Raw genomic sequence first — 25,971 nt, forward strand, 5'->3', positions numbered from 1 at the left:
TGACTCCTTAAGCAGCAGCTAGCCAGCGCGCTAAGCGCCCGGCAAATGCGGCCTGACTTTCCAGTAATTCGTCACCGGTCACCAGCGGCGCCGGACGGGTAATTACGATGCAGGGAATACCTGCATCCAGACAGGGTTGAACTTTTTCCCGATAGCCTCCTTCGGCGCCGGAGGCTTTCGTGATCACCACATCGGCCCGGCACTGACGATAAAAGGCGGCGTTAAATTCGGCGCTAAACGGCCCGCAAAGCGCGAAGATTTCGCCGACGCCAAAGCCGAGTTCGGCGCATTGCGTCATCACCTCAGCAACGGGCAGCACGCGCGCCAGCAGCGTTTTCCCGGCTAATCCCTCCCGCCAGAGCCCCAGCTCCTTACTGCCGGTAGTCAACAGCACGCGCTCGCCAAAGCGCCGTGCGACAGCGCAGGCCTGCGCAATACTTTGCACGGGATAAAGCTGCGGATGCGTCAATTCGCTGAGCTGTTCGGGACGCTGATAGCGGCTCAGCAGCACGCCTGTCGCTGCGCAGGCGCGCACAATATTGCGGCTCACCGCCTCGGCGTAGGGATGCGAGGCGTCGATCGCCCAGCGGGTACGGTTTTCCTGCAGCCAGGCGATCATCTCTCTCAGCTCCAGGCGGCCGCAGCGTATCCGGCCTTTGATATTACCGGCCAGCGCCCTGCCGACGGGCGTGGCAACCGACAGGGTATAGCTGACCTGCGCCGCATCCAGCTGCTGGCATAGCGCCCGGGCGTCGCTGGTTCCGCCTATCACCAGCACCTCGCCCCCATTCACAGCGTGTAGCCTCGCGGGGTGATCATCAGGCCATCCTGCTCATAGGTGGCTTTGTTGCCGACGATCACCAGGCTGGTCATATCTACCGGTGCAAAATCCATCTCACCGAGGGTCGTCAGCCATTTCTCCTGCTTTTTACGCCCGGCCGATTTCACGACGCCCACCGGCGTATTCGCGCTTTTACTGGCAGAGAGCAGCTCGAAGGCGCGCGCCAGATGGCCTTCACGGCCCCGGCTACGCGGGTTATAGAAGCAGATAACAAAGTCAGCCTCGCCGGCAGCAATAATGCGTTTTTCGATAACCGGCCACGGCGTGAGCAGGTCGCTGAGGCTGATATGACAAAAGTCGTGCATCAGCGGCGCGCCGAGCAGGGAAGCCGCGGCGATGCTGGCCGTCATCCCCGGAACCAGACGAACCTCGACGTCCAGCTTCTGCTTGCTGACCAGCTCCAGCACCAGCCCCGCCATGCCATAAATTCCCGCATCGCCGCTGCTGATCAACGCGACCTTGTGCCCGGCCTGCGCCAGCTCAATCGCGGTCTGGCAGCGTTCAATCTCTTTGCACATCCCGGTTTTTATCACCTGCTTTTCGCCGGTAAAGGCCTTCACCAGATGGGTATAGGTTTTATAACCGACAATAATTTCCGCCTCCTGAAGCGCTTCAACGGCCTCCATAGTCATCATTGCCTGCGAGCCGGGGCCAATCCCAATAACGGTTAACATCAGTGTGAAACTCCCAAAGTAATAGTGACGCCCTGTTCGCGCAGGGTCTCGCCTAACAGCTGTCCATGACTCAGCAGCCACGCTGCCGGACCGGAGACGCTTCCTGTACCGACGGTCTGGCGGACAAACGTCGACACCGGAAAGCGGTGTTCATGTTCGCGCAGGGCGTCGGCGCTAAAGGTTTCAAACGGCACGCGGCAGCAGGAGGCAAGCTGAATCAGCCCCTGCTCATCTTTTTTAAGCGTGACGCTGCCGATGGCTTTTAGCGCCAGCGGGTCGAGCTTTTGTGCCGCAAGCTGCCGGGCCAGCAGCGCTGCCAGCAGCGGGAAAGGCGTATCGCGGCGACAGCCGATTCCGGCCACAACCCGCTGCGGCACCAGCTTCCAGTGCATAACCGGGAGCTCGGGAAGGTCGTTGCGCAGGCTGACGCACACCAGCGCATCGAGTGCGGGAAGCCGCTGCAGGTCGCTGACGGTGATAAACCCCCGGCGATCGCAGTGGCGTACGTCCTCAGCCAGCTCCTCGTCCCACCACAGCCCGACGCGCTTATGGCTCACCAGCAGCTGGTTGACGATTTTTACCGCCGTGCGAAAGTCGCTCATCCGGGCGTTAAGCTGGAATGCCAGCGTATCCAGCGCCGCCATTTCGTTGACGTCGGTGGCCGTCGTAATCACCGGATCGGCGCCCAGCATGCCGGCCAGATAGCGGCTCAAGGCGTTGGCGCCGCCGGCATGGCCGGAAAGCAGGCTGATCACGTGCTGGCCGCGCTCGTCAATCACCACCACCGCCGGGTCGCTAAACTTGTCGTTAACCAGCGGCGCCAGCACGCGCACCGCGATGCCGGTCGCGGCGATAAAAATCAGCGCGGAATAGTTGGCGAAAGCGTCGCGCGCGCTGGCGGCAAACCCGCCGTCAAAGGCGGTAAATCCCTCCTCCAGCAGCTTCTCGCTGGTAAAGCAGGTGACCGGCAGCATCGCCGCCAGCCGTTTAGCCAGCAGCACGCCGCCGGGCGTCAGGCAAAAAAGAGCTATGGATTCAGGCTTTACGGTATTCATGGCTAAAGTCCGCCGCATAGAGTCTGGAGTAGTGGTACTCCGTACCGAGGAAATTGCCGACCAGGATAAGTGCCGTTTTGCGGATCCCCGCCTCGCGAACCTTATCGCCAATGTCGGCCAGCGTGCCGCGTACGGTCTGACTCTCAGGCCAGGTCGCTTTATAGATAACCGCCACCGGAGTGGCCGCCGGGTAGCCGCCCTCAATCAGGCGCTCGGCGACCCGATGGATCCGCTGAACCGAGAGATAAATCGCCATCGAGGTTTGATGGCTGGCAAAGGATTCCAGCTGCTCGCGTTCCGGCACCGGCGTGCGCCCCTCAAGGCGGGTGATAATCAGGCTCTGCGAGACTTCCGGAACGGTGTACTCAACGCCAAGCTCGGCCGCAGCGCCCAGGAACGCGCTGACTCCCGGCACCACCTGCCAGCCGATGCCGCGACGGGTCAGCTCTTCGCCCTGCTCACGCACGGAACCGTAGAGCGACACGTCTCCCGTCTGCAGGCGTACCACCGTCTTCCCCGCTTTTACGCCCGCCGCCATCAGGTCGAGAATTTGTTCGAGATGCAATTCAGCGCTGTCGTGGCACTCCGCATCCGCCGGGCAGTACGCCAGCAGCTCGGTGTTGATAAGCGATCCGGCATAGATAACCACCTGGGCCTGCTGCAGTAACCGGTAGCCCTTGAGGGTAATCAGCTCGCGGTCCCCCGGCCCTGCGCCAACGAACCATACACAACGGGAATCAAATGTCTCAGCCATAGTTTTCTTCCTTCTGACAGGCGATAACAAAAACGGGGTTATTCGGTTTGAAGTAGTGGCCGCTACCTAGCGCGGTCAGGGACGAAACGTTGAGCTGCAGGCAATCAAGCCCGGTGATGCCGGACTGCTGCAGGTGCGCCAGGGCGGCGCTGAGGTTCTCCTGCAGGATAAAGGTCATCACCAGCCGGCCGCCGGGATAGAGCTGCTGCAGCGACCAGTCAATCAGCGCCTCGAGATGGCCGCCGCTGCCGCCCATAAAAATCGCGTCGGCTTGCTCGGTGATAACCATCGGCGCTTCACCGGGGTAGATGTCGATGTTGCCGCAGGCGAAGCGCTGGCGATTTTCGTCAAGCAGCCGCAGGGCCGACGGGTTTCGTTCGATTGCCGTCACCCGCAGGGAGGGGTATTGCAACGCCGCTTCAATCGAGACGCTGCCGGTCCCGGCACCAATATCAATCAGATGGCTGGCCTGATGCAGCTCCAGCTTTGCAAGGGCCAGCGCGCGTACCGCCTCTTTGGTCATCGGGACTTTCTCACCGCGCAGAAAAAGCTCATCTTTCATCAAGGATCACCACCGCATTCATTTCATATTCGGCGTCGACCTCACTGACCGGTAGCCAGTGGATCCGCTCGTTATCCATCGCCAGATTTTCGCCAATCACCATCCAGCGATACCCTTTGCCGCGTGCCGTGAGCTGGGCGGCTATTTCACGAGGGCCGCAGCGGGCATCCGTTACCATTGCCACCTTGCAATGGCGCGCCAGCTCGTCAAAACTGACGCTGCGGCCGTGGCTACTGGTGAGCCACATATCGTTCATATCGATCCCCGAACGCGCGCACAGATACTGCACGGCGCTAATACCGGGAATAATGCGCACGCGTTCCAGGCCAAAGTGGGCAACCAGACGGCTGCCGATGCCGTAGAACAGAGGGTCTCCGGAAGCCAGGACCACCACGCGCTGCGCCTCACGCTCGCCGAGCCACGCCAGCAGCTGAGGAATATTGGCGCCCAAAGCAAAGCGTTCGCCGCGAAATTCGGGGAACTGCTGCAGATGGCGCTGGCCGCCGACCAGAGCGTCTGCCGCCGCCACCGCTTCCCGCGCCGCAGGCGTCATCAGGTGCAGCCCCGACGGCCCCATGCCGACCACCGTTAACATGCCATCTCCCGCGCAATCTCTGCGACCGGGCGACTGCTGCCGAGAACCTTGTTATCAAAGGAGAACAGGATCGCATCGCAGACTGGCGGCGTTTTGGTAAAGCGCAGCATCTGCATCACGCGCAGGCAGATCCGCTCGGCAAGATGGTTATAAAGATGCTGAAAACCGTAGGCGTCGATATGTTCCATTGCCGCTTCGGTGGTGTCACAGTCGCTGACCAGTTTGAGCAGTTCGAGAGGCGCGCCGAGCAGCGCCAGATGCGCCACCAGCGTTTCCATCCGCGCATCGGCAATATGGCTGTGGGTATGAAAAATACCGGCGGCAATTTTGACCAGCTTACCCGGATGCCCGATCAGCACGATTTGCCGATAGCCCAGCCGAACCGCCTCTTCGATCATGTAACCGACAAAGTTGCTCATGGTGACCACGACCTGGGAATCAATACCCATCTGCTCGCGCACGAAGCGCTCCCCGTGGTTGCCCGGCACCAGCACCACCCGCTCCAGGCCCGCCGCGCGCTTGATTTCCAGCTCCAGCGACAGCGAGCGCTTCCAGCTCTCTTCGGACATCGGCGTGACGATCCCGGTGGTACCGATTATCGAAATACCGCCCAGAATACCGAGCCGCGAGTTATAGGTTTTTTGCGCCCGCTCTTCGCCTTCCGGGGCAAAAATCTCCACCTGCGCCCCGCGCGCGGGGCCGATGGCTTCTCGCACCGCCGACTCGATAGTTTGCCGAGGCGTACGGTTAATCGCCGGGCTGCCGATCGGCAGACCAATCCCTTTACGCGTCACGGTGCCGACGCCCTCGCCGCCCTGCAGGCTAATTTCACCGCTCTCATTGAGAGTGACCCGGGCAACAATCAGCATCCCGTGCGTGGCGTCGACATCATCGCCACCGTCTTTACGGATGGCCGCAATCGCCTGCTGCCCCTCGATATGCGGCGACTCAACGTTCAGAGAGAGGGTCACGCCCGATGGCGTAACGATCGAGACCTGATGAATCAGGTGCTGGCGCAGGACCATCAGCGCCGCAACTTTCGCCGCCGCGGTAGCGCAGGACCCGGTGGTATAGCCTTTACGCAGCGCCTTCCCGTTGTGCCAGACCGGCGCATCAAAGGATTGCTCGCTCATCGTGTGCGCTCCAGGTAATAGAGCATCGCGTTGACGATGGCGGCGGCAACGTTGCTCCCACCTTTGCGTCCGAGGGCGGCAATGGCCGGAAAGCGGCTTTTCGTCAGCGCATCTTTTGATTCCGCAGCCCCGACGAAACCCACCGGAACCCCACCACGCCGCTAACCGCCGCATCGTGTTCGAGCAGACGAAACAGCGCGGTTGGCGCATTGCCGAAAACAAACAGCTTCTCGCCCTCTTCGGTTACCGCGATATCGACGGCGGCCATTGAGCGGGTGATCCCCTGGGCTTTGGCCGCGCTCACCACCCGCGGGTCGCTGATATAGCAGCGGCACTCGCTACCCGACTTCGCCAGCAGCGTTTTATTGATTCCTGAAAGCGCCATCGTGGTATCGGTGTAAATCACGCATCGACGTTCGAGCGCGGCGCAAAGCCGTTCCAGCGCATCGCTGGAAAACCACAGGATATCCAGCCATTCGAAGTCGGCGGTGGTATGGATAACCCGTTTGATAATGGCTTCGTGCAGGGGGCTGGCAAAGCGGTAGTCCGGGCGGGTTTGCGCAATAATTTCGCCAATAATGTCGAAGCTTTTCGCTTCAATTGCCTGCGGCTGCTGGATGTAGTGCATCGTTTTGTCCTCAGGCCGCACCAATCAACAGGTACCGCGCCGCGATAAACAGCGCCAGTGCCAGAGTTGAGGCGACCCACATCAGTCGAATCGTTTGGGAAATGTCGTCAACGCAAACGTCGCGTACCGCGTCGCCTATCCAGGGCTTGTCTACACGCTGGCCGAAATAGTCATTCGGGCCGCCGAGGCGGATACCCAGCGCGCCGGCAACGGTGGCTTCCGACCATGCGCAGTTGGGGCTGCTGTGGTTGTAGCGGTCGCGCCAGCCGATACGGAAGGCCCGGGCGCCATCGAGGCGGCACAAATATGCCGCGACGCTGAAGAGCAGCCAGCTCAGGCGGGCGGGGATCGCGTTGGCGACGTCGTCAAGGCGCGCGCTGACCATACCGATGGCGCGGTATTTTTCATGCTTATAGCCGACCATCGAATCGAGGGTATTAATGGCTTTGTAGGCCATTGCCAGCGGCGCGCCGCCCAGCAGCAGGAAGAACAGCGGCGCGATAACGCCATCGACGGTGTTCTCCGCCACCGTCTCCACTACCGCGCGGTTAATCTGCTGCGGCTGCAGCTGCGAGGTGTCGCGCCCGACAATCCACGAGAGCTTCTCGCGGCTCGCGGCAAGGTCGCCCGCGCGCAGCGGGCGTTCGACTTCCCGGGCGGTGCTGGCCAGACAGCGCCCGGCCAGCACCGTAAAGACCATCCATACCTCGATAGCCCAGCCCAGCCAGGGGTGAATCGCTTCTGCCAGCGTCAGTACGCCCCAGGAGATCCCCCAGGTGAGGCCAACAACGACCAGCCACATTAGCCCTCCGCCGATCCTTAATGCGCGATCGCTGCGGCAGTAGCGGCGCACCGGGCGCTGGATCGCGGTAATGAGGTTGCCGATCCAGCGTACCGGATGAGGCCAGCCCTGCGGATCGCCAATAATAAAATCGAGGGTCCAGGCCACGCACCAGGCCAGCAGCGTCATAGCGCCTCCCTTGCGGCCGTCAGCCAGTGCTTGAGCATTGCGGGGCGCTGGGCGAAATGAACGTGCAGGTAGCTGGCAAAAGTGTTGCCTACCTGCCAGCCGCCGGACCACTCCAGCAGGGTCATACCGTCACGCACCTTGCGACATGCCAGAACTGCGGGGGTATCAGGCGTAAAATCCGAGTAATGAAACTCATGCCCACGCAGCCGCTCTCCCGGCGCCGCCAGCAGCGTTTGCCGAGTGGCCTGCGCCTCGCAATAGCCAAAGCGAGTCAGCCGTGAGCCCATTTGGCTGTGGCCAGGAATAATATCCGCCATTCTGTAAACCTCGCCGCGGGCATCCGTCAGCGAGGTTCCCAGGTACATCAACCCGCCGCATTCGGCGTAAATGGCCACTCCCCGTTGGTGCGCCGCCCGCAGCTGGGCCAGCATGGTCGTATTCGCCGCAAGCGCGGCCGCGTGAATTTCAGGGTAGCCGCCGCCCAGCCAGATCATCTGGCAGGCGGGTAAATCGCGGTCATGCAGGGGGCTAAAGCGGACGATATTCACCCCACAGCGTTCGAGAAGCGCGAGGTTATCCGGATAGTAAAAGTTGAAGGCTTCGTCGTCGGCCAGCGCGAGTGTCAGGCCCGCGCCGGACTCAGGCAGAGGCAGCGCGGGACACTCCCCGGCGGGTAGGGCCGGGAGCCGACTGACGGCAAGCAGCTGCGTAATATCCAGCGTCCGCTCCAGCGTGTCGGCAAAATCCTGCCACGGCTGCTGATTGACCACCGATTCTCGGGCGGTAACCAGCCCCAAATGCCGCTCGGGCAAGGCAACGCCGTCCATCCGCGGGACATAGCCGAGAACCGGCAGCGCGCAGTAACGTTCAATGGCGCTTTTCAGCAGCTGATAATGGGATTCGCTGTTGACGCGATTAACAATAACGCCGGCAATATTGAGGCTCGGATCGAAGTGTTGAAACCCCATCACCGTTGCGGCGATGGAGGTGGAGACCGCTTTGCCATCCACCAGCAAAATCACCGGACAGCCGAGCTGCTTAGCCATCGCGGCGGTACTGCAGTAGTTGGGGTCGGTGCCGTAGCCGTCATAAAGGCCCATCACGCCTTCAATGACCGCGATATCCGCCTGCTGCATCCGCTCGCAGAACAGCGCGTTGAGAACGGGTTCGGGCAGCATAAAGCTGTCGAGGTTACGGGAAGCTGTGCCGCAAACGGCAGTATGCCAGCCGGTATCAAGATAATCGGGGCCAACCTTGCAGGGCTGAACCCGCATGCCGCGATTTTTCAACAGGCTAAGCAGCCCCAGCGTAACCGTGGTTTTACCGCAGCCGCTGCCGGTACCTGCGAGAATAAATGCGTGAAGCCTTGCCGCCATACCCCGATCCTGTTCAGGGTGGTAGGGATGTAAAGGTGCGTATACCCGTCATTCCTCAGGTGACAGCGCTGCTGGCCCGCGCTTTCGCCCCGATCACCTGCTTTTGCAAGCTTGCGGAGCCCCGCCGCGTCGCCGCCTGGCTGAGACCTGAATGATGTAAGAGATATACCCTGGTCTTTCGACCGTACGCCTCTGAGCAACCCACTTCCCACCGAAGTTGTTGGTAATCACGGACAGGCAGGTCTTCTGGCTTAGCGTCATCCTCTCCCATCCTTCCCAATCTTGCGATCAGTGGTTTTTACCCGGCATATTTCACGTTGCGCCCGCTGGCGACAGCAGCAGGCCCGTCTATGGCCTCATCCCTGCGGGGCCGGCTCAGGCGCGGTTTGAAAGCGGCTGGAGCCTGTTATCCTGCAACGTGAATATTTAGGTAAATATGGGTTCGTCAGCATCACAGCAGCGGGGGCTGCGGGGGATTTTCACCCCCTTCCCTGGCACGTTTCGTGCCGTACCTGTCGGTTTTATGGCCAGAGCTCCGAGGCTCTCGCCATCGCTTATTTTCAGCTTATCTACTTCGTCACTGCGCCCTTCCTCAGACGCTGGAAAACGAAAGGTAATTTCTGATGTCACTCTACTCCATCAAAGAAATAAAAACTGGTGCAGCTTATCCTGCTCCGCTCATTATTTTGTTGCGCTATGACAATTTATTGCTTTGGAGGGGGGGTTTTATTTTTATAATGAGGCGGATACGTAGACATATCAAAAAAAAGCCATAACAAAATATTGTCATTTAAAATGGCTCAGTTTGTGATCCGGAATTTATTTGCTGGCGAAAAGCCTGCGGCGTGATCTGATAGGTTTGACGAAAAACTTTGCAGAAATAGCTGGTTTGAGAAAATCCTAAATTACGTGCAATGCTGGCGATACTCCAGTCGCTGTGAGAAAGCAGCTCCTTCGCGCTCACCATACGCTGATGATTCACCCAGGCATTAAAGCCAATTCCCTGATACTTTTTGAATAACTTACTGAAATAGTAGGGGCTGAGATAAACATGGTTCGCGACCTCCTCCAGGCGTAGTTCGTCAGACAGGTGCGCGTCGATATAGCGCAATGCCTTTTTCATTTTGCCATCGTGAGGGTTCACGCCCCGCTGGGTTCGCACGGGCTCCGGCTGCTGCTGATTATCCTTAATAACAACAAAGTTAAGCTGTTTTTTCAGGCAGTTTTCCACGATAAGTTTCAGCAGGTCGGCCGAGGCAATGACCCTGGAATAGTCCATTTCCGGGACGTTGCGAAACTCGCTCAATAGTTCAGAATCGGCCTGCCAGCCTATATCCACGTTCAGGATATCGACCAGCTCGACATCCTCGCGCAGGCGAACCTGCCCGCACAGAACAAACCCGACGAGATGCCCGGCGATCACCAGCGGGATGGAAAAATCCGTTAAGCCTGCATGGCAGCGATAAATGCACGGCTGATCGGATTTTGAGGCCTCAAGGCCACCACAGCGATCGCTCATACGGCAGCGGATGCTATGCTGAGGATGTTGACGCATGAGCTGACAGAAGGACGTAAAATTAAACAGCTCAGAAATTTCATCACCATGAATATTCACAACCACTACTGCCAGACTGGTGGCCTGAGCAAAATCCTGCGCGATTTTATTAATGAGTTCTGAGTTAAGCGAGCTCGCAGAAATCATGATAAAACCTCCCAGTTAATTTATTGTTATGAATAAAACATTCTATTCATATTTACTTTTCATTATTGCAACTAAAATTCATGATAGAAAGTAGGGTGACGATAACAAAAGTCTCCCACCTGCGGGAGACTTTTTGACCAGTTCGTGATACCGGTTCATGAATCATTTTCAGTATTTCATTAACCGTCACGCATCGTGGAACTTGCCTTCCTTGTCTTCCAGCTTGCAGGTATTACAAGGCAGGTTATTACCAATAAAGTATCGATAAATGGCCGCCCCGGCGCAGGCGCCAATTAATGGCGCAACGATCGGTACGATAAAGTACGGGATCTCTCGTCCGCCGGTCATGGCAATATTGCCCCAGCCGGCAAGCCAGGTGAAGATTTTCGGCCCAAAGTCGCGGGCAGGATTCATGGCAAAGCCGGTGAGCGGCCCGGTGGAGGCGCCAATCACCGCGACTAAAAGGCCAATAAGCAAAGGGGCCAGCGGCCCTTTCGGTACGCCGTTGCCGTCATCGGTCAGCGCCATAATCATGCCCATCAAAATTGAGGTTATCACTATCTCAACGAATGCCGCCTGCCAGACGCTCAGCTCTGCTGCCGGGTAGGTACTGAATATACTGGCTAGCTGAAGACTCTCAACGCTTCCACGCACCAGCTGATGCGTCGCTTCGAACCCGGTAAATACGCTACTGTAAAGGAGGTACGCCAACAGCGCGCCGGCAAAAGCCCCCGCGACCTGCGCAACAATGTAAGGCGCGACTTTCCTGCCTGGGAAGCAGGCAAACAGCCACAGGGCGACGGTGATAGCCGGATTGAGATGTGCGCCCGATATCCCGGCGGTCAGATAGACGGCCAGAGAAATCCCCAACCCCCAGATAATACAAATTTCCCAAAGACCAAGGCTTGCCCCGGCGATCTTTGCCGCACTCAGGCATCCGATACCAAAAAACAGAAACAGCCCGGTGCCCAAAAACTCGGCAGTGCATTGTGCTTTTAGCGAATCATTCATGGTGACACCTTCTTAGCAGAGTTCGTGTCCTGACCAGCACCAAGCTATGCTGGCAATGGGTACAGCGAGCATCACTATAGAAACTGGCGCCCACAAATTGTTGGCAATCTGTCGACGCTGGGCTCTGAAAAATCGTTCATGAGTAACAAATTATTGCTCTTCCGCTATTGTTCCGCACAGGCTTGATGCCTTATTCCGCAAATATTCCGGATAAATATACATAGCAATATTTTGCTAATTCCTGAATGTCATTTTTCAAACCGGTATCACATATGCATTCCCCCACATAGCAAACAACAATTAATCTGTCATCTATTAAAATGTAAAACTGGAATATAAAAAACAAAATAATCACATAACCAATAAAAATAAAAGACAACAAAAACAATGCATTAAAATTAATTCATCTGTTTTTTTATTATTATAAGACAACTATTTCCCCGTTTTAAAATTCAAGTCAGCCATTCTTTTCCCTTGCTTCTTTTTATAGTCATCAGCATTGGAACAATCCAGGCGAGGTCTTTATGCAACAAGAAGCATTAGGAATGGTAGAAACCAAGGGCTTAACCGCAGCCATAGAGGCCGCTGACGCAATGGTGAAATCAGCCAACGTGGTGCTGGTAGGCTACGAAAAAATTGGCTCCGGGCTGGTGACGGTCATCGTGCGCGGCGACGTCGGTGCGGTAAAAGCCGCCACCGATGCCGGTGCCGCAGCCGCACGCCACGTGGGTGAAGTGAAAGCCGTACACGTCATCCCCCGCCCCCACTCAGATGTAGAAAAAATCTTACCGAAGGGAATTAGCCAATGAGCAGCAATGAGCTGGTGGAACAGATCATGGCGCAGGTGATTGCCCGAGTGGCAGCGCCGGAACGGCAGGTCATCCCTACTGAAACCCATCCAATACGAGAGACGGCTATGGCAGAGAAAAGCTGCAGTTTAACGGAGTTTGTCGGGACCGCCATTGGCGACACCCTGGGTCTGGTTATCGCCAACGTCGATAGCGCCCTGCTGGAAGCGATGAAGCTTGAGAAACGCTATCGCTCCATTGGCATTCTCGGCGCGCGAACCGGCGCGGGCCCGCACATTATGGCCGCAGACGAAGCGGTTAAAGCCACTAACACCGAAGTGGTCAGCATCGAACTCCCCCGCGATACCAAAGGGGGAGCGGGCCACGGTTCGCTGATTATTTTAGGCGGTAACGACGTTTCCGACGTCAAACGCGGGATCGAAGTCGCGCTGAAAGAGCTCGACCGCACCTTCGGCGACGTTTACGCCAACGAGGCGGGCCACATCGAGCTCCAGTACACCGCTCGCGCCAGCTACGCCCTCGAAAAAGCCTTCGGCGCCCCCATCGGCCGGGCCTGCGGCATTATCGTCGGCGCACCCGCTTCCGTAGGGGTGCTAATGGCGGATACCGCGCTTAAGTCGGCCAACGTCGAGGTTGTCGCCTATAGCTCGCCGGCGCATGGCACCAGCTTTAGCAACGAAGCCATTCTGGTCATTTCCGGCGACTCGGGTGCGGTACGCCAGGCGGTTATCTCCGCCCGGGAAATCGGCAAAACCGTCCTGGCGACCCTCGGTTGCGAACCGAAAAACGATCGCCCGTCCTACATTTGATACCCACGAGGCTGACTCATGAGATCGAAAAGATTTGAAGCACTCGCGAAACGCCCGGTGAATCAGGACGGCTTCGTTAAGGAGTGGATCGAAGAAGGCTTTATCGCGATGGAAAGCCCGAACGACCCAAAACCCTCCATTAAAATCGCTAACGGCGCGGTGACCGAGCTGGACGGGAAACCGGTCAGCGAATTTGACCTGATCGACCATTTTATTGCCCGCTACGGCATCAACCTGAACCGTGCCGAAGAAGTTATGGCGATGGACTCGGTCAGGCTTGCCAACATGCTGTGCGATCCTAACGTTAAGCGCAGCAATATTGTCCCCCTGACGACGGCCATGACCCCGGCAAAAATTGTCGAAGTCGTGTCACATATGAACGTCGTTGAGATGATGATGGCGATGCAGAAAATGCGCGCTCGTCGTACGCCGTCGCAGCAGGCGCATGTCACTAACGTCAAAGATAACCCGGTACAAATTGCCGCCGACGCAGCCGAAGGCGCATGGCGCGGGTTTGATGAGCAGGAAACGACCGTCGCCGTTGCCAGATACGCGCCGTTTAATGCGATTGCCCTGCTGGTTGGCTCACAGGTTGGCCGTCCCGGCGTGTTGACCCAATGCTCTTTGGAAGAAGCCACCGAACTCAAGCTCGGCATGCTGGGCCACACCTGCTACGCCGAAACCATTTCGGTCTACGGGACTGAGCCCGTCTTCACCGACGGTGACGACACCCCGTGGTCGAAAGGCTTTCTCGCCTCGTCTTACGCATCGCGCGGTTTAAAAATGCGCTTCACCTCAGGCTCTGGTTCAGAAGTTCAAATGGGCTATGCCGAAGGTAAATCGATGCTCTATCTGGAAGCTCGCTGCATCTACATCACCAAAGCCGCTGGCGTGCAGGGTCTGCAAAACGGCTCCGTAAGCTGCATCGGCGTTCCCTCAGCGGTGCCCTCGGGTATTCGTGCGGTACTGGCGGAAAACCTGATCTGCTCCGCGCTGGATCTGGAATGCGCCTCCAGCAATGACCAGACCTTCACCCACTCCGATATGCGCCGCACCGCGCGTCTGCTGATGCAGTTCCTGCCGGGCACCGACTTTATCTCTTCGGGTTATTCCGCGGTGCCGAACTACGACAACATGTTCGCCGGTTCCAACGAAGATGCGGAAGATTTTGACGACTACAACGTTATCCAGCGTGACCTGAAAGTGGACGGCGGTCTGCGCCCGGTTCGTGAAGAGGACGTTATCGCAATTCGGAATAAAGCCGCCCGCGCTCTGCAGGCCGTATTTGCCGGAATGGGCCTGCCGCCGATTACCGATGAAGAGGTCGAAGCCGCGACCTACGCCCACGGCTCGAAAGATATGCCAGAGCGCAATATCGTCGAAGACATCAAGTTCGCCCAGGAAATCATCAATAAGAACCGTAATGGCCTGGAGGTGGTAAAGGCCCTCGCTCAGGGTGGGTTTACCGATGTTGCGCAGGACATGCTCAATATCCAGAAAGCCAAGCTGACCGGCGACTACCTGCATACCTCGGCCATTATCGTCGGCGACGGACAGGTGCTTTCGGCCGTGAATGACGTCAATGATTATGCCGGTCCGGCAACGGGCTATCGCCTGCAGGGTGAACGCTGGGAAGAGATTAAAAACATCCCTGGCGCACTTGATCCTAACGAGCTCGGTTAAGGGGTGAGAAATGGAAATTAATGAAAAATTGCTGCGCCAGATAATTGAAGATGTGCTCAGTGAAATGAAGAGCAGCGATAAACCGGTCTCATTTAATGCGCCGGCAGCATCTGCCGTCCAACAGGCCGCTGCGCCCGCTGGCGACAGCTTTCTGACAGAAGCTGGAGAAGCCCGCCAGGGCACGCAGCAGGACGAAGTGATTATCGCCGTTGGTCCGGCATTCGGCCTGTCTCAGACCGTTAATATCGTCGGCATACCGCATAAAAACATCCTGCGCGAAGTGATCGCCGGTATTGAAGAAGAGGGGATCAAAGCGCGCGTAATTCGCTGCTTCAAATCCTCGGACGTGGCGTTCGTCGCCGTTGAAGGCAACCGGCTGAGCGGCTCAGGAATCTCCATCGGTATCCAGTCAAAAGGCACCACGGTTATCCACCAGCAGGGGTTGCCGCCGCTCTCCAACCTCGAGCTGTTCCCCCAGGCCCCGCTTCTGACGCTGGAAACCTATCGCCAGATTGGTAAAAACGCCGCGCGCTATGCGAAGCGCGAGTCGCCGCAGCCGGTCCCGACGCTAAATGACCAGATGGCCCGCCCAAAATACCAGGCGAAGTCGGCCATTTTGCACATTAAAGAGACCAAATACGTCGTGACAGGCAAAAACCCGCAGGAACTGCGCGTGGCGCTCTGATAAAGGATAACCCCATGAATACCGAAGCAATTGAATCAATGGTCCGGGACGTTTTAAGCCGCATGAATAGCCTGCAGGATGACGCCCCCGCAACGGCAAGCAGCGGCGCTCCTGGCCAGGCTAAGGTGAGCGACTATCCGCTAGCCAATAAGCACCCTGAATGGGTTAAAACCGCCACCGGCAAAACGCTGGATGACTTCACCCTGGAAAACGTACTGAGTAACAAAGTCACCGCTCAGGATATGCGAATTACCCCGGAAACCCTGCGTCTACAGGCGTCGATTGCTAAAGATGCGGGCCGCGACAGGCTGGCGATGAACTTTGAGCGAGCCGCCGAACTGACCGCCGTACCGGATGACCGCATTCTTGAAATCTATAACGCTCTTCGTCCGTACCGCTCAACGAAAGAAGAGCTGGTGGCTATTGCTGACGATCTCGAAAGCCGTTATCAGGCAAAGATTTGCGCAGCTTTCGTTCGTGAAGCAGCGGTGCTGTACGTCGAGCGTAAAAAGCTCAAAGGCGACGATTAAGGAGCCGGGATGAGATATATAGCTGGCATTGATATTGGGAACTCATCGACAGAAGTCGCGCTGGCGCGACTTGATGAGGCTGGCGTGCTGACGATGACCCACAGCGCGCTGGCGGAGACGACCGGAATCAAAGGCACGTTGCGTAACGTGTTTGGCATTCAGGAAGCGCTCTCCCTCGCGGCAAGACGCGCAGGGATCAATGTCAGCGATATTTCGCTCATTCGTATCAACGAGGCCACGCCGGTTATTGGCGATGTCGCCATGGAGACCATTACCGAAACCATCATTACCGAATCGACCATGATCGGCCATAACCCGAAAACGCCGGGCGGAGTGGGTATCGGCGTTGGGCTGACGATTACCCCAGAGGAGCTGCTGACGCGCCCGGCGGATAGCCCCTATATCCTGGTCGTTTCATCAGCCTTCGATTTCGCCGATGTCGCGACCATGATTAACGCTGCGGTACGCGCCGGATATCGGATTACCGGCGTCATTCTGCAGCGTGACGATGGTGTGCTGGTTAGCAACCGGCTGGAAAAAATAGCGCCGGTTATCGATGAAGTGCGCCACATCGACCGTATTCCGCTGGGGATGCTGGCGGCGATTGAAGTTGCCGTTCCGGGGAAGGTTATTGAAACACTCTCCAACCCTTACGGCATCGCCACCGTGTTTAATCTCACTGCCGATGAGACAAAAAACATCGTGCCAATGGCCCGCGCGCTCATAGGCAACCGTTCCGCCGTGGTGGTTAAAACGCCCTCCGGAGACGTCAAAGCCCGCGCTATCCCGGCCGGAAATATTGAGCTGCTTGCGCAGGGAAAAACCGTGCGCGTCGATGTCGCCGCCGGAGCGGAAACCATCATGAAAGCAGTTTCCGCCTGCAGCCGGCTGGATAACGTCATCGGGGAGGCAGGAACCAACATTGGCGGCATGCTGGAGAATGTTCGTCAGACGATGGCCGTCCTGACGAACAAACCGAGCAGCGAAATCTTTATTCAGGATCTGCTGGCCGTCGATACCTCCGTGCCGGTTAGCGTGACCGGCGGGCTTGCCGGCGAGTTCTCGCTGGAGCAGGCCGTAGGCATTGCCTCAATGGTGAAATCAGACCGCCTGCAAATGGCGATGATTGCCCAGGAAATAAAGCACAAGCTCAGCATTGACGTCCAGGTTGGCGGCGCCGAAGCGGAAGCCGCCATTTTAGGCGCGCTAACCACGCCGGGTACGACGCGCCCGCTGGCGATTCTCGATCTCGGCGCCGGCTCAACGGATGCTTCAATCATCAACCCTCAAGGCGAGATCGTCGCAACCCATCTGGCGGGCGCCGGGGATATGGTCACGATGATTATTGCCCGTGAGCTCGGGCTTAGCGACCGCTACCTGGCAGAAGAGATTAAAAAATACCCGTTAGCCAAAGTTGAAAGCCTTTTCCATCTGCGCCATGAAGACGGCAGCGTCCAGTTTTTCCCGACACCGCTCCCTGCTGGCGTTTTTGCACGCGTCTGCGTGGTGAAACCCGATGAACTGCTGCCTCTTCCCGGCGATTTAGCGCTGGAAAAAGTGCGCGCCATTCGCCGTAGCGCCAAAGAGCGTGTTTTTGTTACCAATGCGCTGCGCGCGCTGCGTCAGGTCAGCCCTACCGGCAACATTCGCGACATTCCTTTTGTGGTGCTAGTGGGCGGGTCAGCCCTTGATTTTGAAGTTCCTCAGCTCGTTACCGATGCGCTGGCCCACTACCGGCTGGTCGCCGGACGGGGAAATATTCGCGGTAGCGAAGGCCCAAGAAACGCGGTGGCTACCGGGCTGATCCTCTCCTGGTACAAGGAGGTTGCGCATGGAGAGTAACCACACCGCGCCGGCAATCATCATTATCGCCCTGGCCGACTGCATCAACCTCTGGCGCGAAGTGCTGCTGGGTATTGAAGAGGAAGGCATTCCATTCCTGCTTCAGCAGCAATCGGCCGGGGACGTAACCAGCTGCGCATGGCAGGCGGCGCGAAGCTCGCCGCTGCTGGTTGGCATCGCCTGCGACCAACGCACGCTGGTCGTGCACTACAAGAATTTATCCGCATCCGCGCCGCTTTTTACGCTGATGCGCCATCAGGACAGTCAGGCCCAACGCAGTACAGGTAACAACGCGGCACGGCTTGTCAAAGGGATCCCTTTTCGGGATCTAAATAGCTAAGCAACAGGAGAACCGTAGTATGAACAACGCACTGGGACTGGTTGAAACAAAAGGGTTAGTGGGTGCCATTGAAGCTGCTGACGCGATGGTGAAATCCGCCAACGTGCAGCTGGTTGGCTACGAAAAAATTGGCTCCGGCCTTGTTACCGTGATGGTGCGCGGTGATGTCGGCGCGGTAAAAGCAGCCGTCGATGCGGGCAGCGCGGCGGCAAGCGTGGTTGGCGAAGTGAAGTCCTGCCACGTTATTCCACGGCCGCACAGCGACGTTGAGGCCATTTTACCGAAATCAGCCTGATCGAAGCCAATAAGGAACACCGCGTGAAGCAATCACTGGGATTACTCGAAGTTTGTGGTCTGGCACTGGCTATCAGCTGCACCGATATCATGGCGAAATCCGCTGCTATCACGTTGGTCGCCCTCGAAAAAACCAATGGGTCAGGCTGGATGGTTATCAAAATTACCGGGGATGTGGCCTCCGTGCAGGCGGCCATTATGACCGGTAAACAGTTTGCCGAACGGCATAGCGGTCTGGTTGCCCACAAGGTTATCGCCAGACCCGGAGAAGGGATCCTGCCTACGGACTCCCCTCTCTCCTCCGTTATGCCGCCTGAATCCAATGAACCCGATACGGCTGACGTCATCGTTGCAGAAGCGCCGGCAGATGAAGAGTCGTCGACCGCCGAACGGGTCAGTTGCAACCTGTGTCTGGACCCACAATGCCGGCGCCAGAAGGGCGATCCTCGTTCACTCTGCCTGCATTCAGGTAAGCGGGGTGAAGAGTAATGGATAAACAGCTGCTGGCCTCGACGGTGAGCAAAGTTCTCGATGAGATGCGCGAGCGCCCGATTCCTCTGGGCGTCTCGAACCGCCATATCCATCTGTCCGCACAGGATTACGCGAGGCTTTTCCCCGGCCACCCGATTGCGGAGAAAAAAGCGCTGCTGCAGCCAGGACAGTATGCCGCCGAGCAGACCGTCACCCTGGTTGGTCCGAAGGGCCAGCTAAATAACGTGCGCCTGCTGGGGCCGCTGCGCTCAGCAAGTCAGGTAGAAATATCGCGCACGGATGCCCGCACGCTGGGGATTACGGCGCCGTTAAGAATGTCCGGTAACCTGCAGGGGACGCCCGGCATCCGCCTGGTCAGCCCGTTTGCCGAACTGGATTTACCCTCCGGGGTTATCGTCGCCCAGCGGCATATTCATATGTCGCCCCTTGATGCGCTGATCCTTCGCGTAGCCCACGGCGACCGGGTCTGCGTGGCGATTGAAGGTAACGACCGTCGGCTGATCTTCGACAACGTCGCCGTGCGCGTGGCGGCGGAAATGCGCCTCGAAATGCATATTGATACCGACGAAGCCAACGCCGCAGGTGCCGATAACCCGCAAGCCTTCGCCAGGCTGGTAAGTTCGCGATGAACGGCGAAACCCTGCGGCGAGTTATTGAGGAGGTCGTCTCCCGGCTGCAGCAGCGCGCCCGCAGCACGGCCACGTTGAGCGTGGCGCAGCTTCGCCAGATGGACGGCCTGAGCCTGTGCTGTCAGTACGCTTCGCTGCGCATTGTGCTCATCGACCTTCCCCTGCTGGGCCGGCTTGTACAAAGGGAAACCGCAGATCCGGGGGTCGCGATCATTCATCACGCCATTGCTTTGGGTATCCACGTCGAGCTCGCCCTGCATAGCGGTCTGCTGCAGGCTATGCCACTAAAAAAACTGGCCCGTCTACCGGTGACGTTTACCGACGAGCATGGGCAGCCGCTCGTTCTGCATGCCGCCCCGGTGCTCAGCTATCGCGATGTCGCCGGTCGGGACGCCGGGCGCGTGGTCCTCCACCGCCGGTGCGTGGTTACCGCTCTGGCGCGGGAGGCAGCGAGCGCGCGCAATATTCAATTAATCAAGCAGGAGTAAATCATGCATCTGGCACGAGTCACGGGCGCGGTTGTCTCCACGCAAAAATCGCCCTCCCTGATAGGGAAAAAGCTGCTGCTGGTCCGTCGGGTCAGCGCCGATGGCGAACTTCCCGCATCGCCGACGTCAGGCGATGAGGTTGCCGTTGACTCCGTAGGCGCAGGCGTCGGTGAACTGGTGCTGCTCAGCAGCGGCTCCAGCGCCAGACATGTTTTTTCCGGGCCGAATGAGGCCATTGACCTCGCCGTGGTTGGCATTGTCGATACGCTTTCGCGTTAAGGGGAAGTTATGGCGATTTATACCCGAACGGGTGACGCAGGCACCACCTCACTATATACCGGCCAGCGCGTGAGCAAAACCCACCCACGCGTTGAAGCCTACGGCACGCTGGACGAGCTGAATGCGGCGCTGAGCCTGTGTACCTGCGCCGCCGCGGATGAAAACCATCGCACCTTACTTGAGGCCATCCAGCAGCAGATTTTCTGGTTTAGCGCCGAGCTGGCCAGCGACAGCGAGCAGCCGTCACCAAAGCAGCGCTACATCAACAGCGAAGAGATCTCCGCGCTTGAGGCCGCAATCGATCGGGCGATGGACCGCGTCGAACCGCTTCACAGTTTTATTTTACCCGGACGCAGCGAAGCCGCGAGCCGCCTACATTTTGCCCGTGCGCTGGCCCGTCGGGCCGAACGTCGCCTGGTTGAGCTGGCGGGAGAAGTTAACGTTCGCCAGGTATTGATGCGCTACCTCAACCGGCTATCGGACTGCCTGTACGCGCTGGCTCGTGCCGAAGATAGCGTTGCGCATCGCAACAGCATCATAAGTGAAATCAGCGCGCGCTATCTGGCTGCCAGCCAGCCCCCCCGCAGCAAGGAGACTCTTATGGCCCTCTCATTCAACGATCTCCATCAGCTTACGCGGTCCGCCGTTGAGCGCGCCCGGCAGCTTGAGGTGCCGGTAGCGATCGGCATCGTCGACGCGCACGGCACGCAAACGGTGATTTGGCGGATGCCGGACGCTCTGCTGGTCAGCAGCGAGCTGGCGCCAAAGAAAGCCTGGACCGCGGTGGCGATGAAAACAGCCACTCACCTGCTTTCAAGCGCGGTGCAGCCCGGCGCGCCGCTTTATGGTCTGGAGAGCCAGATGCAGGGAAAGGTCGTCACCTTTGGCGGCGGATACCCCTTGTGGCGTGAAGGCCAGTTGATTGGCGGCCTGGGTATCAGCGGCGGCAGCGTTGAACAGGACATGGATATTGCACAGGCCGCCATAGCGGCTATTAACGTGGGAACTAATCAATGAATACTTGTGAACTCGAAACCCTTATCCGCACCATTTTGAGCGAGCAGCTGGCCCTGGCACAAGCGCCTCATCAACCGCAGGGCAGCGGCGTCTTTCAGTCCGTCAACGCAGCGGTTGATGCCGCACACCAGGCTTTCTTACGCTACCAGCAGTGTCCGCTCAAAACTCGCAGCGCCATTATCAGCGCCCTGCGCCTGGAGCTGACGCCCCATCTTTCTCCCCTTGCCGCCGAAAGCGCGGCAGAAACGGGAATGGGCAATAAAGAGGATAAGTTCCTCAAGAATAAGGCAGCGCTGGACAACACGCCGGGAATCGAGGATTTAACCACTACCGCGCTCACCGGCGATGGCGGGATGGTGCTTTTTGAATATTCACCGTTTGGCGTTATCGGCTCCGTTACGCCGAGCACTAACCCGACGGAAACGATCATCAACAACAGCATCAGCATGCTGGCGGCGGGCAACAGCGTTTATTTTAGCCCACACCCGGGAGCAAAAACCGTCTCTCTGAAGCTCATCAGCATGATTGAAGAGATCGCCTTCCGCTGCTGCGGTATCCGTAACCTGGTGGTCACCGCCGCGGAGCCAACGTTTGAAGCCACCCAGCAGATGATGGCCCATCCAAAGATTGCCGTACTGGCTATTACCGGTGGTCCGGGAATTGTCGCTATGGGAATGAAAAGCGGGAAAAAAGTCGTGGGCGCCGGAGCCGGTAACCCGCCCTGTATCGTTGACGAAACCGCTGATTTAGTCAAAGCCGCCGAAGATATCATCAACGGCGCGGCGTTCGATTACAACCTGCCGTGCATTGCCGAGAAGAGCCTGATTGTGGTGGAGAGCGTCGCCGATAGTCTGGTACAGCAAATGCAGGCATTTGGCGCCTTGCTGCTAACCACCGCAGAGGTCGACAGGCTCCGCGCCGTCTGCCTGCCGGAAGGACAGGCGAATAAAAAGCTGGTCGGAAAAAGCCCGGCAGCTCTGCTGACGGCGGCCGGCATTAGCGCGCCGGCAAAACAACCTCGCCTGCTGATAGCCGTCGTCAGCGCCGACGATCCGTGGGTCACCAGCGAACAGCTGATGCCGATGCTGCCCATTGTCAAAGTGAGCGATTTTGATAGCGCGCTGGCGCTGGCCCTGAAGGTGGAAGACGGCCTGCACCACACCGCCATCATGCACTCGCAAAACGTTTCACGCCTGAACCTCGCAGCCCGCACGCTGCAGACCTCCATCTTCGTGAAAAATGGGCCGTCCTATGCGGGTATCGGGGTCGGCGGCGAGGGCTTTACGACCTTTACTATCGCTACGCCAACGGGTGAAGGCACCACCTCAGCGCGAACGTTTGCTCGCTCCCGGCGCTGCGTACTGACCAACGGCTTTTCTATCCGCTAAAGAGGTAGGGTGATGAAGACCTTTTCGCTACAAACCCGGTTGTACAGCGGTCAGGGGAGCCTGCAGGTGCTCAGACGCTTTACCAACAAGCATATCTGGATAATCTGCGATGGCTTCCTCGCGAGCTCGCCGCTCATCGGGACGCTGCGCGCTGCGCTGCCGGCGGATAATCGAATCACTATTTTTAGTGAGATAACGCCGGACCCTACTATCGATACCGTCGTCCAGGGGATTGCACAAATGCAGGATCTGCAGCCCCAGGTCGTCATCGGGTTTGGCGGCGGATCGGCGCTGGATGCGGCGAAGGCTATCGTCTGGTTCAGCCATCGGTTCGGCATTGAAATTGAAACCTGCGTTGCCATTCCTACCACCAGCGGTACCGGTTCAGAAGTGACCAGCGCCTGCGTAATTAGCGACCCTGATAAAGGCATCAAATACCCGCTGTTCAACAATGCGCTGTATCCGGATATGGCGATCCTCGACCCGGAGCTGGTGGTCAGCGTCCCGCCGCAGATCACGGCCAATACCGGAATGGACGTACTGACCCACGCGCTGGAAGCCTGGGTTTCGCCACACGCCAGCGACTTTACCGATGCGCTGGCGGAAAAAGCCGCCAAACTGGTATTCCGCTATCTGCCCACTGCGGTGGAAAAAGGTGACTGCGTGGCGACGCGGGGAAAAATGCATAACGCCTCAACGCTCGCAGGTATGGCGTTCAGCCAGGCCGGGCTCGGGCTTAACCACGCAATAGCCCACCAGCTCGGCGGGCAGTTTCATCTGCCGCACGGTCTGGCCAACGCGCTGCTGTTAACCCCGGTTATCCGCTTTAACGCCGGCGTTCCACGTGCCGCCAAACGCTACGCGCGGCTGGCCAAAGCCTGCGGCTTTTGCCCGCCAGAGGCCAATGATGTCACGGCGATAAATGCGCTGATTCAGCAAATCGAACGCCTCAAGCAGCGCTGCGCTCTCCCCTCATTGGCCGTCGCGCTTAAAGAAGGAAGATCCGACTTTTCAGCGCGCATTCCGGCAATGGTGCGGGCCGCGTTGGCTGACGTCACGCTACGCACTAATCCGCGCCCGACCAGCGCCGAGGAAATTCGGGAACTGCTGGAGGAACTGCTATGAGTACCGCCGCCAACACCGTTGCAATGCCCCATAGCGCGGATGAAATTCGTGAGCGCGTTCGCACTGCGGGCGTGGTTGGTGCGGGAGGCGCGGGGTTTCCCGCTCACGTTAAGCTCCAGGCGCAGGTGGAGATCTTTCTGGTTAACGCCGCCGAGTGCGAACCCATGCTCAAGGTTGACCAGCAGCTGATGTGGCAGCAGGCTTCGCGTCTTGTACGCGGCGTGCAGTACGCGATGACGGCAACCGGCGCGCGCGAAGGGGTGATAGCCCTGAAAGAAAAATATCGCCGGGCCATCGATGCGCTAACCCCGCTGCTGCCTGCAGGTATCCGGCTCCACATCCTGCCCGATGTCTATCCGGCTGGCGATGAGGTGCTGACCATCTGGCTGGCTACCGGTCGCCGGGTCGCGCCTGCCGCGCTGCCGGCCAGCGTCGGCGTGGTCGTTAATAACGTGCAAACCGTCCTCAATATTGCCAGAGCGGTCGAGCTGCGGTATCCGGTAACGCGCCGAACGCTGACCGTCAACGGCGCCGTTGCCAGGGCGCAAACGCTCACCGTGCCTATCGGCATGTCGTTACGCGAAATCCTCAACCTTGCCGGCGGGGCAACCGTCGACAATCCGGGGTTTATTAACGGCGGGCCAATGATGGGAAGCCTGGTGAAATCGCTGGACTCTCCGGTGACCAAAACCACCGGTGGGCTGCTGGTGCTACCGAAAAGCCATCCTCTCATTCAGCGACGGATGCAGGACGACCGCACGATCCTTTCCGTTGCCCGCACCGTCTGCGAACAGTGTCGGCTGTGCACCGATCTCTGTCCAAGACACCTGATTGGCCACGAACTCTCGCCCCATTTGCTGGTTCGGGCAGTGAACTACCTGCAGGGCGCTACGCCGCAGCTGCTGCTTAGCGCACTCACCTGTTCGGAGTGCAACGTCTGCGAAAGCGTAGCCTGCCCGGTAGGCATCTCGCCAATGCGCATTAATCGCCTGCTGAAGCGCGAGCTGCGGGCGAAAAACCTGCGCTATGAAGGGCCGCTGCATCCGGCCGACCAGATGGCGAAATATCGCCTGGTGCCGGTGAAGCGGCTGATCGCCAAACTGGGGCTAAGCCCCTGGTATCAGGAAGCGCCGCTGTCCGGGTGCGAACCTTCTGCCGAAAAAGTCACGCTGTTGTTACGCCAGCATATTGGCGCAAGCGCAGCGCCGTGCGTGGCAGTAGGGCAACCCGTCGTGCGCGGGCAATGCGTCGCCGATATTCCAGCGGGCGCGCTGGGCGCCCCTGTGCACGCCAGCATTGACGGCACGGTTTCGGCCATCAGCGAACAGGCTATTACGGTTGTAAGAGGTTAACTATGTCTCAGGCTATCGGTATTTTAGAACTCACCAGCATCGCCAGGGGAATGGAGCTCGGCGATGCGATGCTGAAAAGCGCGAACGTCGACCTGCTGGTCTGCAAGACCATTTGTCCAGGTAAATTTCTGTTAATGCTCGGCGGCGACGTCGGCGCGGTACAGCAGGCGATTGAAACCGGCACCTCGCTTGCAGGAGAAATGCTGGTCGACAGTCTGGTGCTGCCCAATCTTCACCGCGATATTCTCCCGGCAATAAGCGGCCTGAATAGCGTTGACCAGCGCCAGGCCGTCGGGATCGTCGAAACCTGGAGCGTCGCGGCCTGCATTAGCGCGGCAGATCGGGCGGTAAAAGCCTCGAACGTTACGCTGGTACGCGTGCATATGGCATTCGGTATCGGCGGCAAGTGCTATATGGTCGTCGCGGGTGAGATTTCAGACGTCAACAATGCGGTAGCTGTGGGTAGCGAAAGCGCGGGTGAAAAGGGGCTGCTGGTTTACCGCTCGGTAATTCCGCGCCCGCATGAGTCAATGTGGCGACAGATGGTGGAGGGATAATGGAAAAGCAGCAAACAACAGATCGCATGATTCAGGAATACGTCCCGGGTAAACAGGTCACGCTGGCGCACCTTATCGCTAATCCAGGTCAGGACCTGTTCAAAAAGCTGGGTTTGCAGAATGCGGTATCGGCGATCGGCATTCTCACCATTACCCCCAGTGAAGCCTCAATAATTGCCTGCGATATCGCCACCAAATCGGGCGCGGTAGAGATAGGCTTTCTCGATCGCTTTACCGGCGCCGTGGTGCTTACCGGGGACGTTTCCGCCGTTGAATATGCGCTGAAGCAGGTTACACGCACGCTGGGCGAAATGATGCGCTTCACCGCTTGCCCAATTACACGGACCTAAG

29 protein-coding genes, 1 pseudogene and 1 riboswitch are annotated in these 25,971 nt (G+C 58.4%); of the genes and pseudogenes, 18 read left to right on the forward strand and 12 right to left on the reverse strand.

Going from position 1 to position 25,971, the window contains the following annotated elements:
* Positions 1-7: 7 nt before the first annotated feature.
* The 12 genes and pseudogenes from GO007_RS09275 to pduF form a co-directional block, all read right to left on the reverse strand.
* Positions 8-793, reverse strand: a complete 786-nt coding sequence (locus GO007_RS09275) for a cobalt-precorrin-6A reductase (RefSeq protein WP_095098766.1) — start codon at positions 791-793, stop codon at positions 8-10.
* Positions 790-1,515 carry a precorrin-3B C(17)-methyltransferase gene (locus GO007_RS09280; RefSeq protein WP_095098768.1) on the reverse strand — a complete coding sequence of 242 codons (726 nt, stop codon included), beginning with the start codon at positions 1,513-1,515 and terminating at the stop codon, positions 790-792. Before GO007_RS09280 ends, GO007_RS09275 begins: the two co-directional genes overlap by 4 nt.
* A complete protein-coding gene (gene cbiG / locus GO007_RS09285; protein WP_095098770.1) occupies positions 1,515-2,570 on the reverse strand; it encodes a cobalt-precorrin 5A hydrolase in 1,056 nt (351 codons plus the stop codon). The genes GO007_RS09280 and cbiG overlap by 1 nt, the downstream gene beginning before the upstream one ends.
* A complete protein-coding gene (locus GO007_RS09290) occupies positions 2,551-3,324 on the reverse strand; it encodes a cobalt-precorrin-4 methyltransferase (RefSeq protein ID WP_095098772.1) in 774 nt (257 codons plus the stop codon). Before GO007_RS09290 ends, cbiG begins: the two co-directional genes overlap by 20 nt.
* Entirely contained in the window at positions 3,317-3,886 is a 570-nt protein-coding gene (locus tag GO007_RS09295; RefSeq protein WP_095098775.1) for a decarboxylating cobalt-precorrin-6B (C(15))-methyltransferase, read from the reverse strand. The genes GO007_RS09290 and GO007_RS09295 overlap by 8 nt, the downstream gene beginning before the upstream one ends.
* The gene (locus tag GO007_RS09300) at positions 3,876-4,481 is read right to left on the reverse strand and encodes a cobalt-precorrin-7 (C(5))-methyltransferase (RefSeq protein WP_095098777.1); all 606 of its coding nucleotides are present in this window, start codon (positions 4,479-4,481) and stop codon (positions 3,876-3,878) included. The genes GO007_RS09295 and GO007_RS09300 overlap by 11 nt, the downstream gene beginning before the upstream one ends.
* Entirely contained in the window at positions 4,475-5,614 is a 1,140-nt protein-coding gene (gene cbiD / locus GO007_RS09305; RefSeq protein WP_095098779.1) for a cobalt-precorrin-5B (C(1))-methyltransferase CbiD, read from the reverse strand. Before cbiD ends, GO007_RS09300 begins: the two co-directional genes overlap by 7 nt.
* A pseudogene (locus tag GO007_RS09310) lies at positions 5,611-6,242 on the reverse strand (cobalt-precorrin-8 methylmutase). The gene cbiD and the pseudogene GO007_RS09310 overlap by 4 nt, the downstream one beginning before the upstream one ends.
* A 10-nt stretch (positions 6,243-6,252) precedes the next feature.
* Positions 6,253-7,212 (reverse strand): adenosylcobinamide-phosphate synthase CbiB, encoded by a 960-nt coding sequence (gene cbiB / locus GO007_RS09315; RefSeq protein WP_095098781.1) that lies wholly within the window; start codon positions 7,210-7,212, stop codon positions 6,253-6,255.
* Positions 7,209-8,588: a cobyrinate a,c-diamide synthase gene (locus GO007_RS09320; protein WP_095098784.1), complete on the reverse strand. Its 1,380-nt coding sequence runs from the start codon at positions 8,586-8,588 to the stop codon at positions 7,209-7,211. The genes cbiB and GO007_RS09320 overlap by 4 nt, the downstream gene beginning before the upstream one ends.
* A 219-nt stretch (positions 8,589-8,807) precedes the next feature.
* Positions 8,808-9,119, reverse strand: a riboswitch (cobalamin riboswitch).
* A 259-nt stretch (positions 9,120-9,378) separates the two neighbouring features.
* Complete coding sequence (gene pocR / locus GO007_RS09325) at positions 9,379-10,290, reverse strand: transcriptional regulator PocR (protein WP_095098786.1); 912 nt, start codon at positions 10,288-10,290, stop codon at positions 9,379-9,381.
* Positions 10,291-10,476: 186 nt separating this feature from the next.
* Positions 10,477-11,301, reverse strand: a complete 825-nt coding sequence (gene pduF, locus GO007_RS09330; RefSeq protein ID WP_095098788.1) for a propanediol diffusion facilitator PduF — start codon at positions 11,299-11,301, stop codon at positions 10,477-10,479.
* 524 nt (positions 11,302-11,825) lie between these two features.
* Here pduF and pduA point away from each other — a divergent pair.
* From pduA to pduU, 18 genes are read left to right on the forward strand one after another with little or no spacing between them, the layout of a single operon-like run.
* On the forward strand, positions 11,826-12,110 hold the full coding sequence (gene pduA, locus GO007_RS09335) for a propanediol utilization microcompartment protein PduA (RefSeq protein ID WP_095098790.1): 285 nt from the start codon (positions 11,826-11,828) through the stop codon (positions 12,108-12,110).
* On the forward strand, positions 12,107-12,919 hold the full coding sequence (gene pduB / locus GO007_RS09340; RefSeq protein ID WP_095098793.1) for a propanediol utilization microcompartment protein PduB: 813 nt from the start codon (positions 12,107-12,109) through the stop codon (positions 12,917-12,919). The genes pduA and pduB overlap by 4 nt, the downstream gene beginning before the upstream one ends.
* Positions 12,920-12,937: 18 nt before the next feature.
* Entirely contained in the window at positions 12,938-14,602 is a 1,665-nt protein-coding gene (pduC, locus tag GO007_RS09345; protein WP_095098795.1) for a propanediol dehydratase large subunit PduC, read from the forward strand.
* A gap of 10 nt (positions 14,603-14,612) precedes the next feature.
* Positions 14,613-15,287, forward strand: a complete 675-nt coding sequence (gene pduD / locus GO007_RS09350) for a propanediol dehydratase medium subunit PduD (protein ID WP_095098797.1) — start codon at positions 14,613-14,615, stop codon at positions 15,285-15,287.
* Positions 15,288-15,301: 14 nt separating this feature from the next.
* Complete coding sequence (gene pduE, locus GO007_RS09355; protein ID WP_095098799.1) at positions 15,302-15,817, forward strand: propanediol dehydratase small subunit PduE; 516 nt, start codon at positions 15,302-15,304, stop codon at positions 15,815-15,817.
* 9 nt (positions 15,818-15,826) lie between these two features.
* A complete protein-coding gene (locus GO007_RS09360) occupies positions 15,827-17,659 on the forward strand; it encodes a diol dehydratase reactivase subunit alpha (RefSeq protein ID WP_095098801.1) in 1,833 nt (610 codons plus the stop codon).
* The gene (locus tag GO007_RS09365; protein WP_095098804.1) at positions 17,649-17,999 is read left to right on the forward strand and encodes a glycerol dehydratase reactivase beta/small subunit family protein; all 351 of its coding nucleotides are present in this window, start codon (positions 17,649-17,651) and stop codon (positions 17,997-17,999) included. The genes GO007_RS09360 and GO007_RS09365 overlap by 11 nt, the downstream gene beginning before the upstream one ends.
* 19 nt (positions 18,000-18,018) lie before the next feature.
* A complete protein-coding gene (gene pduJ, locus GO007_RS09370; RefSeq protein WP_001057755.1) occupies positions 18,019-18,294 on the forward strand; it encodes a propanediol utilization microcompartment protein PduJ in 276 nt (91 codons plus the stop codon).
* A gap of 23 nt (positions 18,295-18,317) precedes the next feature.
* Complete coding sequence (locus tag GO007_RS09375) at positions 18,318-18,782, forward strand: BMC domain-containing protein (RefSeq protein WP_095098807.1); 465 nt, start codon at positions 18,318-18,320, stop codon at positions 18,780-18,782.
* Positions 18,782-19,414, forward strand: coding sequence for a phosphate propanoyltransferase (locus GO007_RS09380; protein ID WP_095098810.1), 633 nt, complete (start codon positions 18,782-18,784; stop codon positions 19,412-19,414). Before GO007_RS09375 ends, GO007_RS09380 begins: the two co-directional genes overlap by 1 nt.
* Positions 19,411-19,902, forward strand: a complete 492-nt coding sequence (pduM, locus tag GO007_RS09385) for a microcompartment protein PduM (protein WP_095098813.1) — start codon at positions 19,411-19,413, stop codon at positions 19,900-19,902. The genes GO007_RS09380 and pduM overlap by 4 nt, the downstream gene beginning before the upstream one ends.
* A 3-nt stretch (positions 19,903-19,905) precedes the next feature.
* Entirely contained in the window at positions 19,906-20,181 is a 276-nt protein-coding gene (gene pduN / locus GO007_RS09390) for a propanediol utilization microcompartment protein PduN (protein ID WP_095098816.1), read from the forward strand.
* 9 nt (positions 20,182-20,190) lie between these two features.
* On the forward strand, positions 20,191-21,198 hold the full coding sequence (pduO, locus tag GO007_RS09395; RefSeq protein ID WP_095098819.1) for a two-domain cob(I)yrinic acid a,c-diamide adenosyltransferase PduO: 1,008 nt from the start codon (positions 20,191-20,193) through the stop codon (positions 21,196-21,198).
* Entirely contained in the window at positions 21,195-22,586 is a 1,392-nt protein-coding gene (gene pduP / locus GO007_RS09400; protein ID WP_095098823.1) for a CoA-acylating propionaldehyde dehydrogenase PduP, read from the forward strand. The genes pduO and pduP overlap by 4 nt, the downstream gene beginning before the upstream one ends.
* Positions 22,587-22,598: 12 nt before the next feature.
* Positions 22,599-23,711 carry a 1-propanol dehydrogenase PduQ gene (gene pduQ / locus GO007_RS09405; RefSeq protein ID WP_095098826.1) on the forward strand — a complete coding sequence of 371 codons (1,113 nt, stop codon included), beginning with the start codon at positions 22,599-22,601 and terminating at the stop codon, positions 23,709-23,711.
* The gene (locus GO007_RS09410; protein WP_095098830.1) at positions 23,708-25,063 is read left to right on the forward strand and encodes a 4Fe-4S dicluster domain-containing protein; all 1,356 of its coding nucleotides are present in this window, start codon (positions 23,708-23,710) and stop codon (positions 25,061-25,063) included. The genes pduQ and GO007_RS09410 overlap by 4 nt, the downstream gene beginning before the upstream one ends.
* Before the next feature lie 2 nt (positions 25,064-25,065).
* Positions 25,066-25,620 (forward strand): propanediol utilization microcompartment protein PduT, encoded by a 555-nt coding sequence (pduT, locus tag GO007_RS09415; RefSeq protein ID WP_095098833.1) that lies wholly within the window; start codon positions 25,066-25,068, stop codon positions 25,618-25,620.
* Positions 25,620-25,970, forward strand: a complete 351-nt coding sequence (gene pduU / locus GO007_RS09420) for a propanediol utilization microcompartment protein PduU (protein WP_095098836.1) — start codon at positions 25,620-25,622, stop codon at positions 25,968-25,970. Before pduT ends, pduU begins: the two co-directional genes overlap by 1 nt.
* Position 25,971: the final 1 nt, after the last annotated feature.

Origin of the sequence: Klebsiella sp. 10-1 (assembly GCF_009758445.1) — a bacterium.
GTDB lineage: Bacteria > Pseudomonadota > Gammaproteobacteria > Enterobacterales > Enterobacteriaceae > Klebsiella > Klebsiella scottii.

Coding starts and splice junctions, on each gene's coding strand:
- pduP (WP_095098823.1), top strand. CDS start 21,195: ATGAATACTTGTGAACTCGAAACCCTTATCCGCACCATTTTGAGCGAG.
- pduN (WP_095098816.1), top strand. CDS start 19,906: ATGCATCTGGCACGAGTCACGGGCGCGGTTGTCTCCACGCAAAAATCG.
- GO007_RS09360 (WP_095098801.1), top strand. CDS start 15,827: ATGAGATATATAGCTGGCATTGATATTGGGAACTCATCGACAGAAGTC.
- GO007_RS09410 (WP_095098830.1), top strand. CDS start 23,708: ATGAGTACCGCCGCCAACACCGTTGCAATGCCCCATAGCGCGGATGAA.
- GO007_RS09320 (WP_095098784.1), bottom strand. CDS start 8,588: ATGGCGGCAAGGCTTCACGCATTTATTCTCGCAGGTACCGGCAGCGGC.
- pduA (WP_095098790.1), top strand. CDS start 11,826: ATGCAACAAGAAGCATTAGGAATGGTAGAAACCAAGGGCTTAACCGCA.
- cbiG (WP_095098770.1), bottom strand. CDS start 2,570: ATGAATACCGTAAAGCCTGAATCCATAGCTCTTTTTTGCCTGACGCCC.
- GO007_RS09280 (WP_095098768.1), bottom strand. CDS start 1,515: ATGTTAACCGTTATTGGGATTGGCCCCGGCTCGCAGGCAATGATGACT.
- pduB (WP_095098793.1), top strand. CDS start 12,107: ATGAGCAGCAATGAGCTGGTGGAACAGATCATGGCGCAGGTGATTGCC.
- GO007_RS09365 (WP_095098804.1), top strand. CDS start 17,649: ATGGAGAGTAACCACACCGCGCCGGCAATCATCATTATCGCCCTGGCC.
- pduU (WP_095098836.1), top strand. CDS start 25,620: ATGGAAAAGCAGCAAACAACAGATCGCATGATTCAGGAATACGTCCCG.
- pduD (WP_095098797.1), top strand. CDS start 14,613: ATGGAAATTAATGAAAAATTGCTGCGCCAGATAATTGAAGATGTGCTC.
- GO007_RS09300 (WP_095098777.1), bottom strand. CDS start 4,481: ATGTTAACGGTGGTCGGCATGGGGCCGTCGGGGCTGCACCTGATGACG.
- GO007_RS09380 (WP_095098810.1), top strand. CDS start 18,782: ATGGATAAACAGCTGCTGGCCTCGACGGTGAGCAAAGTTCTCGATGAG.
- pduJ (WP_001057755.1), top strand. CDS start 18,019: ATGAACAACGCACTGGGACTGGTTGAAACAAAAGGGTTAGTGGGTGCC.
- cbiB (WP_095098781.1), bottom strand. CDS start 7,212: ATGACGCTGCTGGCCTGGTGCGTGGCCTGGACCCTCGATTTTATTATT.
- GO007_RS09295 (WP_095098775.1), bottom strand. CDS start 3,886: ATGAAAGATGAGCTTTTTCTGCGCGGTGAGAAAGTCCCGATGACCAAA.
- pduO (WP_095098819.1), top strand. CDS start 20,191: ATGGCGATTTATACCCGAACGGGTGACGCAGGCACCACCTCACTATAT.
- pduF (WP_095098788.1), bottom strand. CDS start 11,301: ATGAATGATTCGCTAAAAGCACAATGCACTGCCGAGTTTTTGGGCACC.
- pduM (WP_095098813.1), top strand. CDS start 19,411: ATGAACGGCGAAACCCTGCGGCGAGTTATTGAGGAGGTCGTCTCCCGG.
- pduE (WP_095098799.1), top strand. CDS start 15,302: ATGAATACCGAAGCAATTGAATCAATGGTCCGGGACGTTTTAAGCCGC.
- pduQ (WP_095098826.1), top strand. CDS start 22,599: ATGAAGACCTTTTCGCTACAAACCCGGTTGTACAGCGGTCAGGGGAGC.
- pduT (WP_095098833.1), top strand. CDS start 25,066: ATGTCTCAGGCTATCGGTATTTTAGAACTCACCAGCATCGCCAGGGGA.
- GO007_RS09290 (WP_095098772.1), bottom strand. CDS start 3,324: ATGGCTGAGACATTTGATTCCCGTTGTGTATGGTTCGTTGGCGCAGGG.
- cbiD (WP_095098779.1), bottom strand. CDS start 5,614: ATGAGCGAGCAATCCTTTGATGCGCCGGTCTGGCACAACGGGAAGGCG.
- pduC (WP_095098795.1), top strand. CDS start 12,938: ATGAGATCGAAAAGATTTGAAGCACTCGCGAAACGCCCGGTGAATCAG.
- pocR (WP_095098786.1), bottom strand. CDS start 10,290: ATGATTTCTGCGAGCTCGCTTAACTCAGAACTCATTAATAAAATCGCG.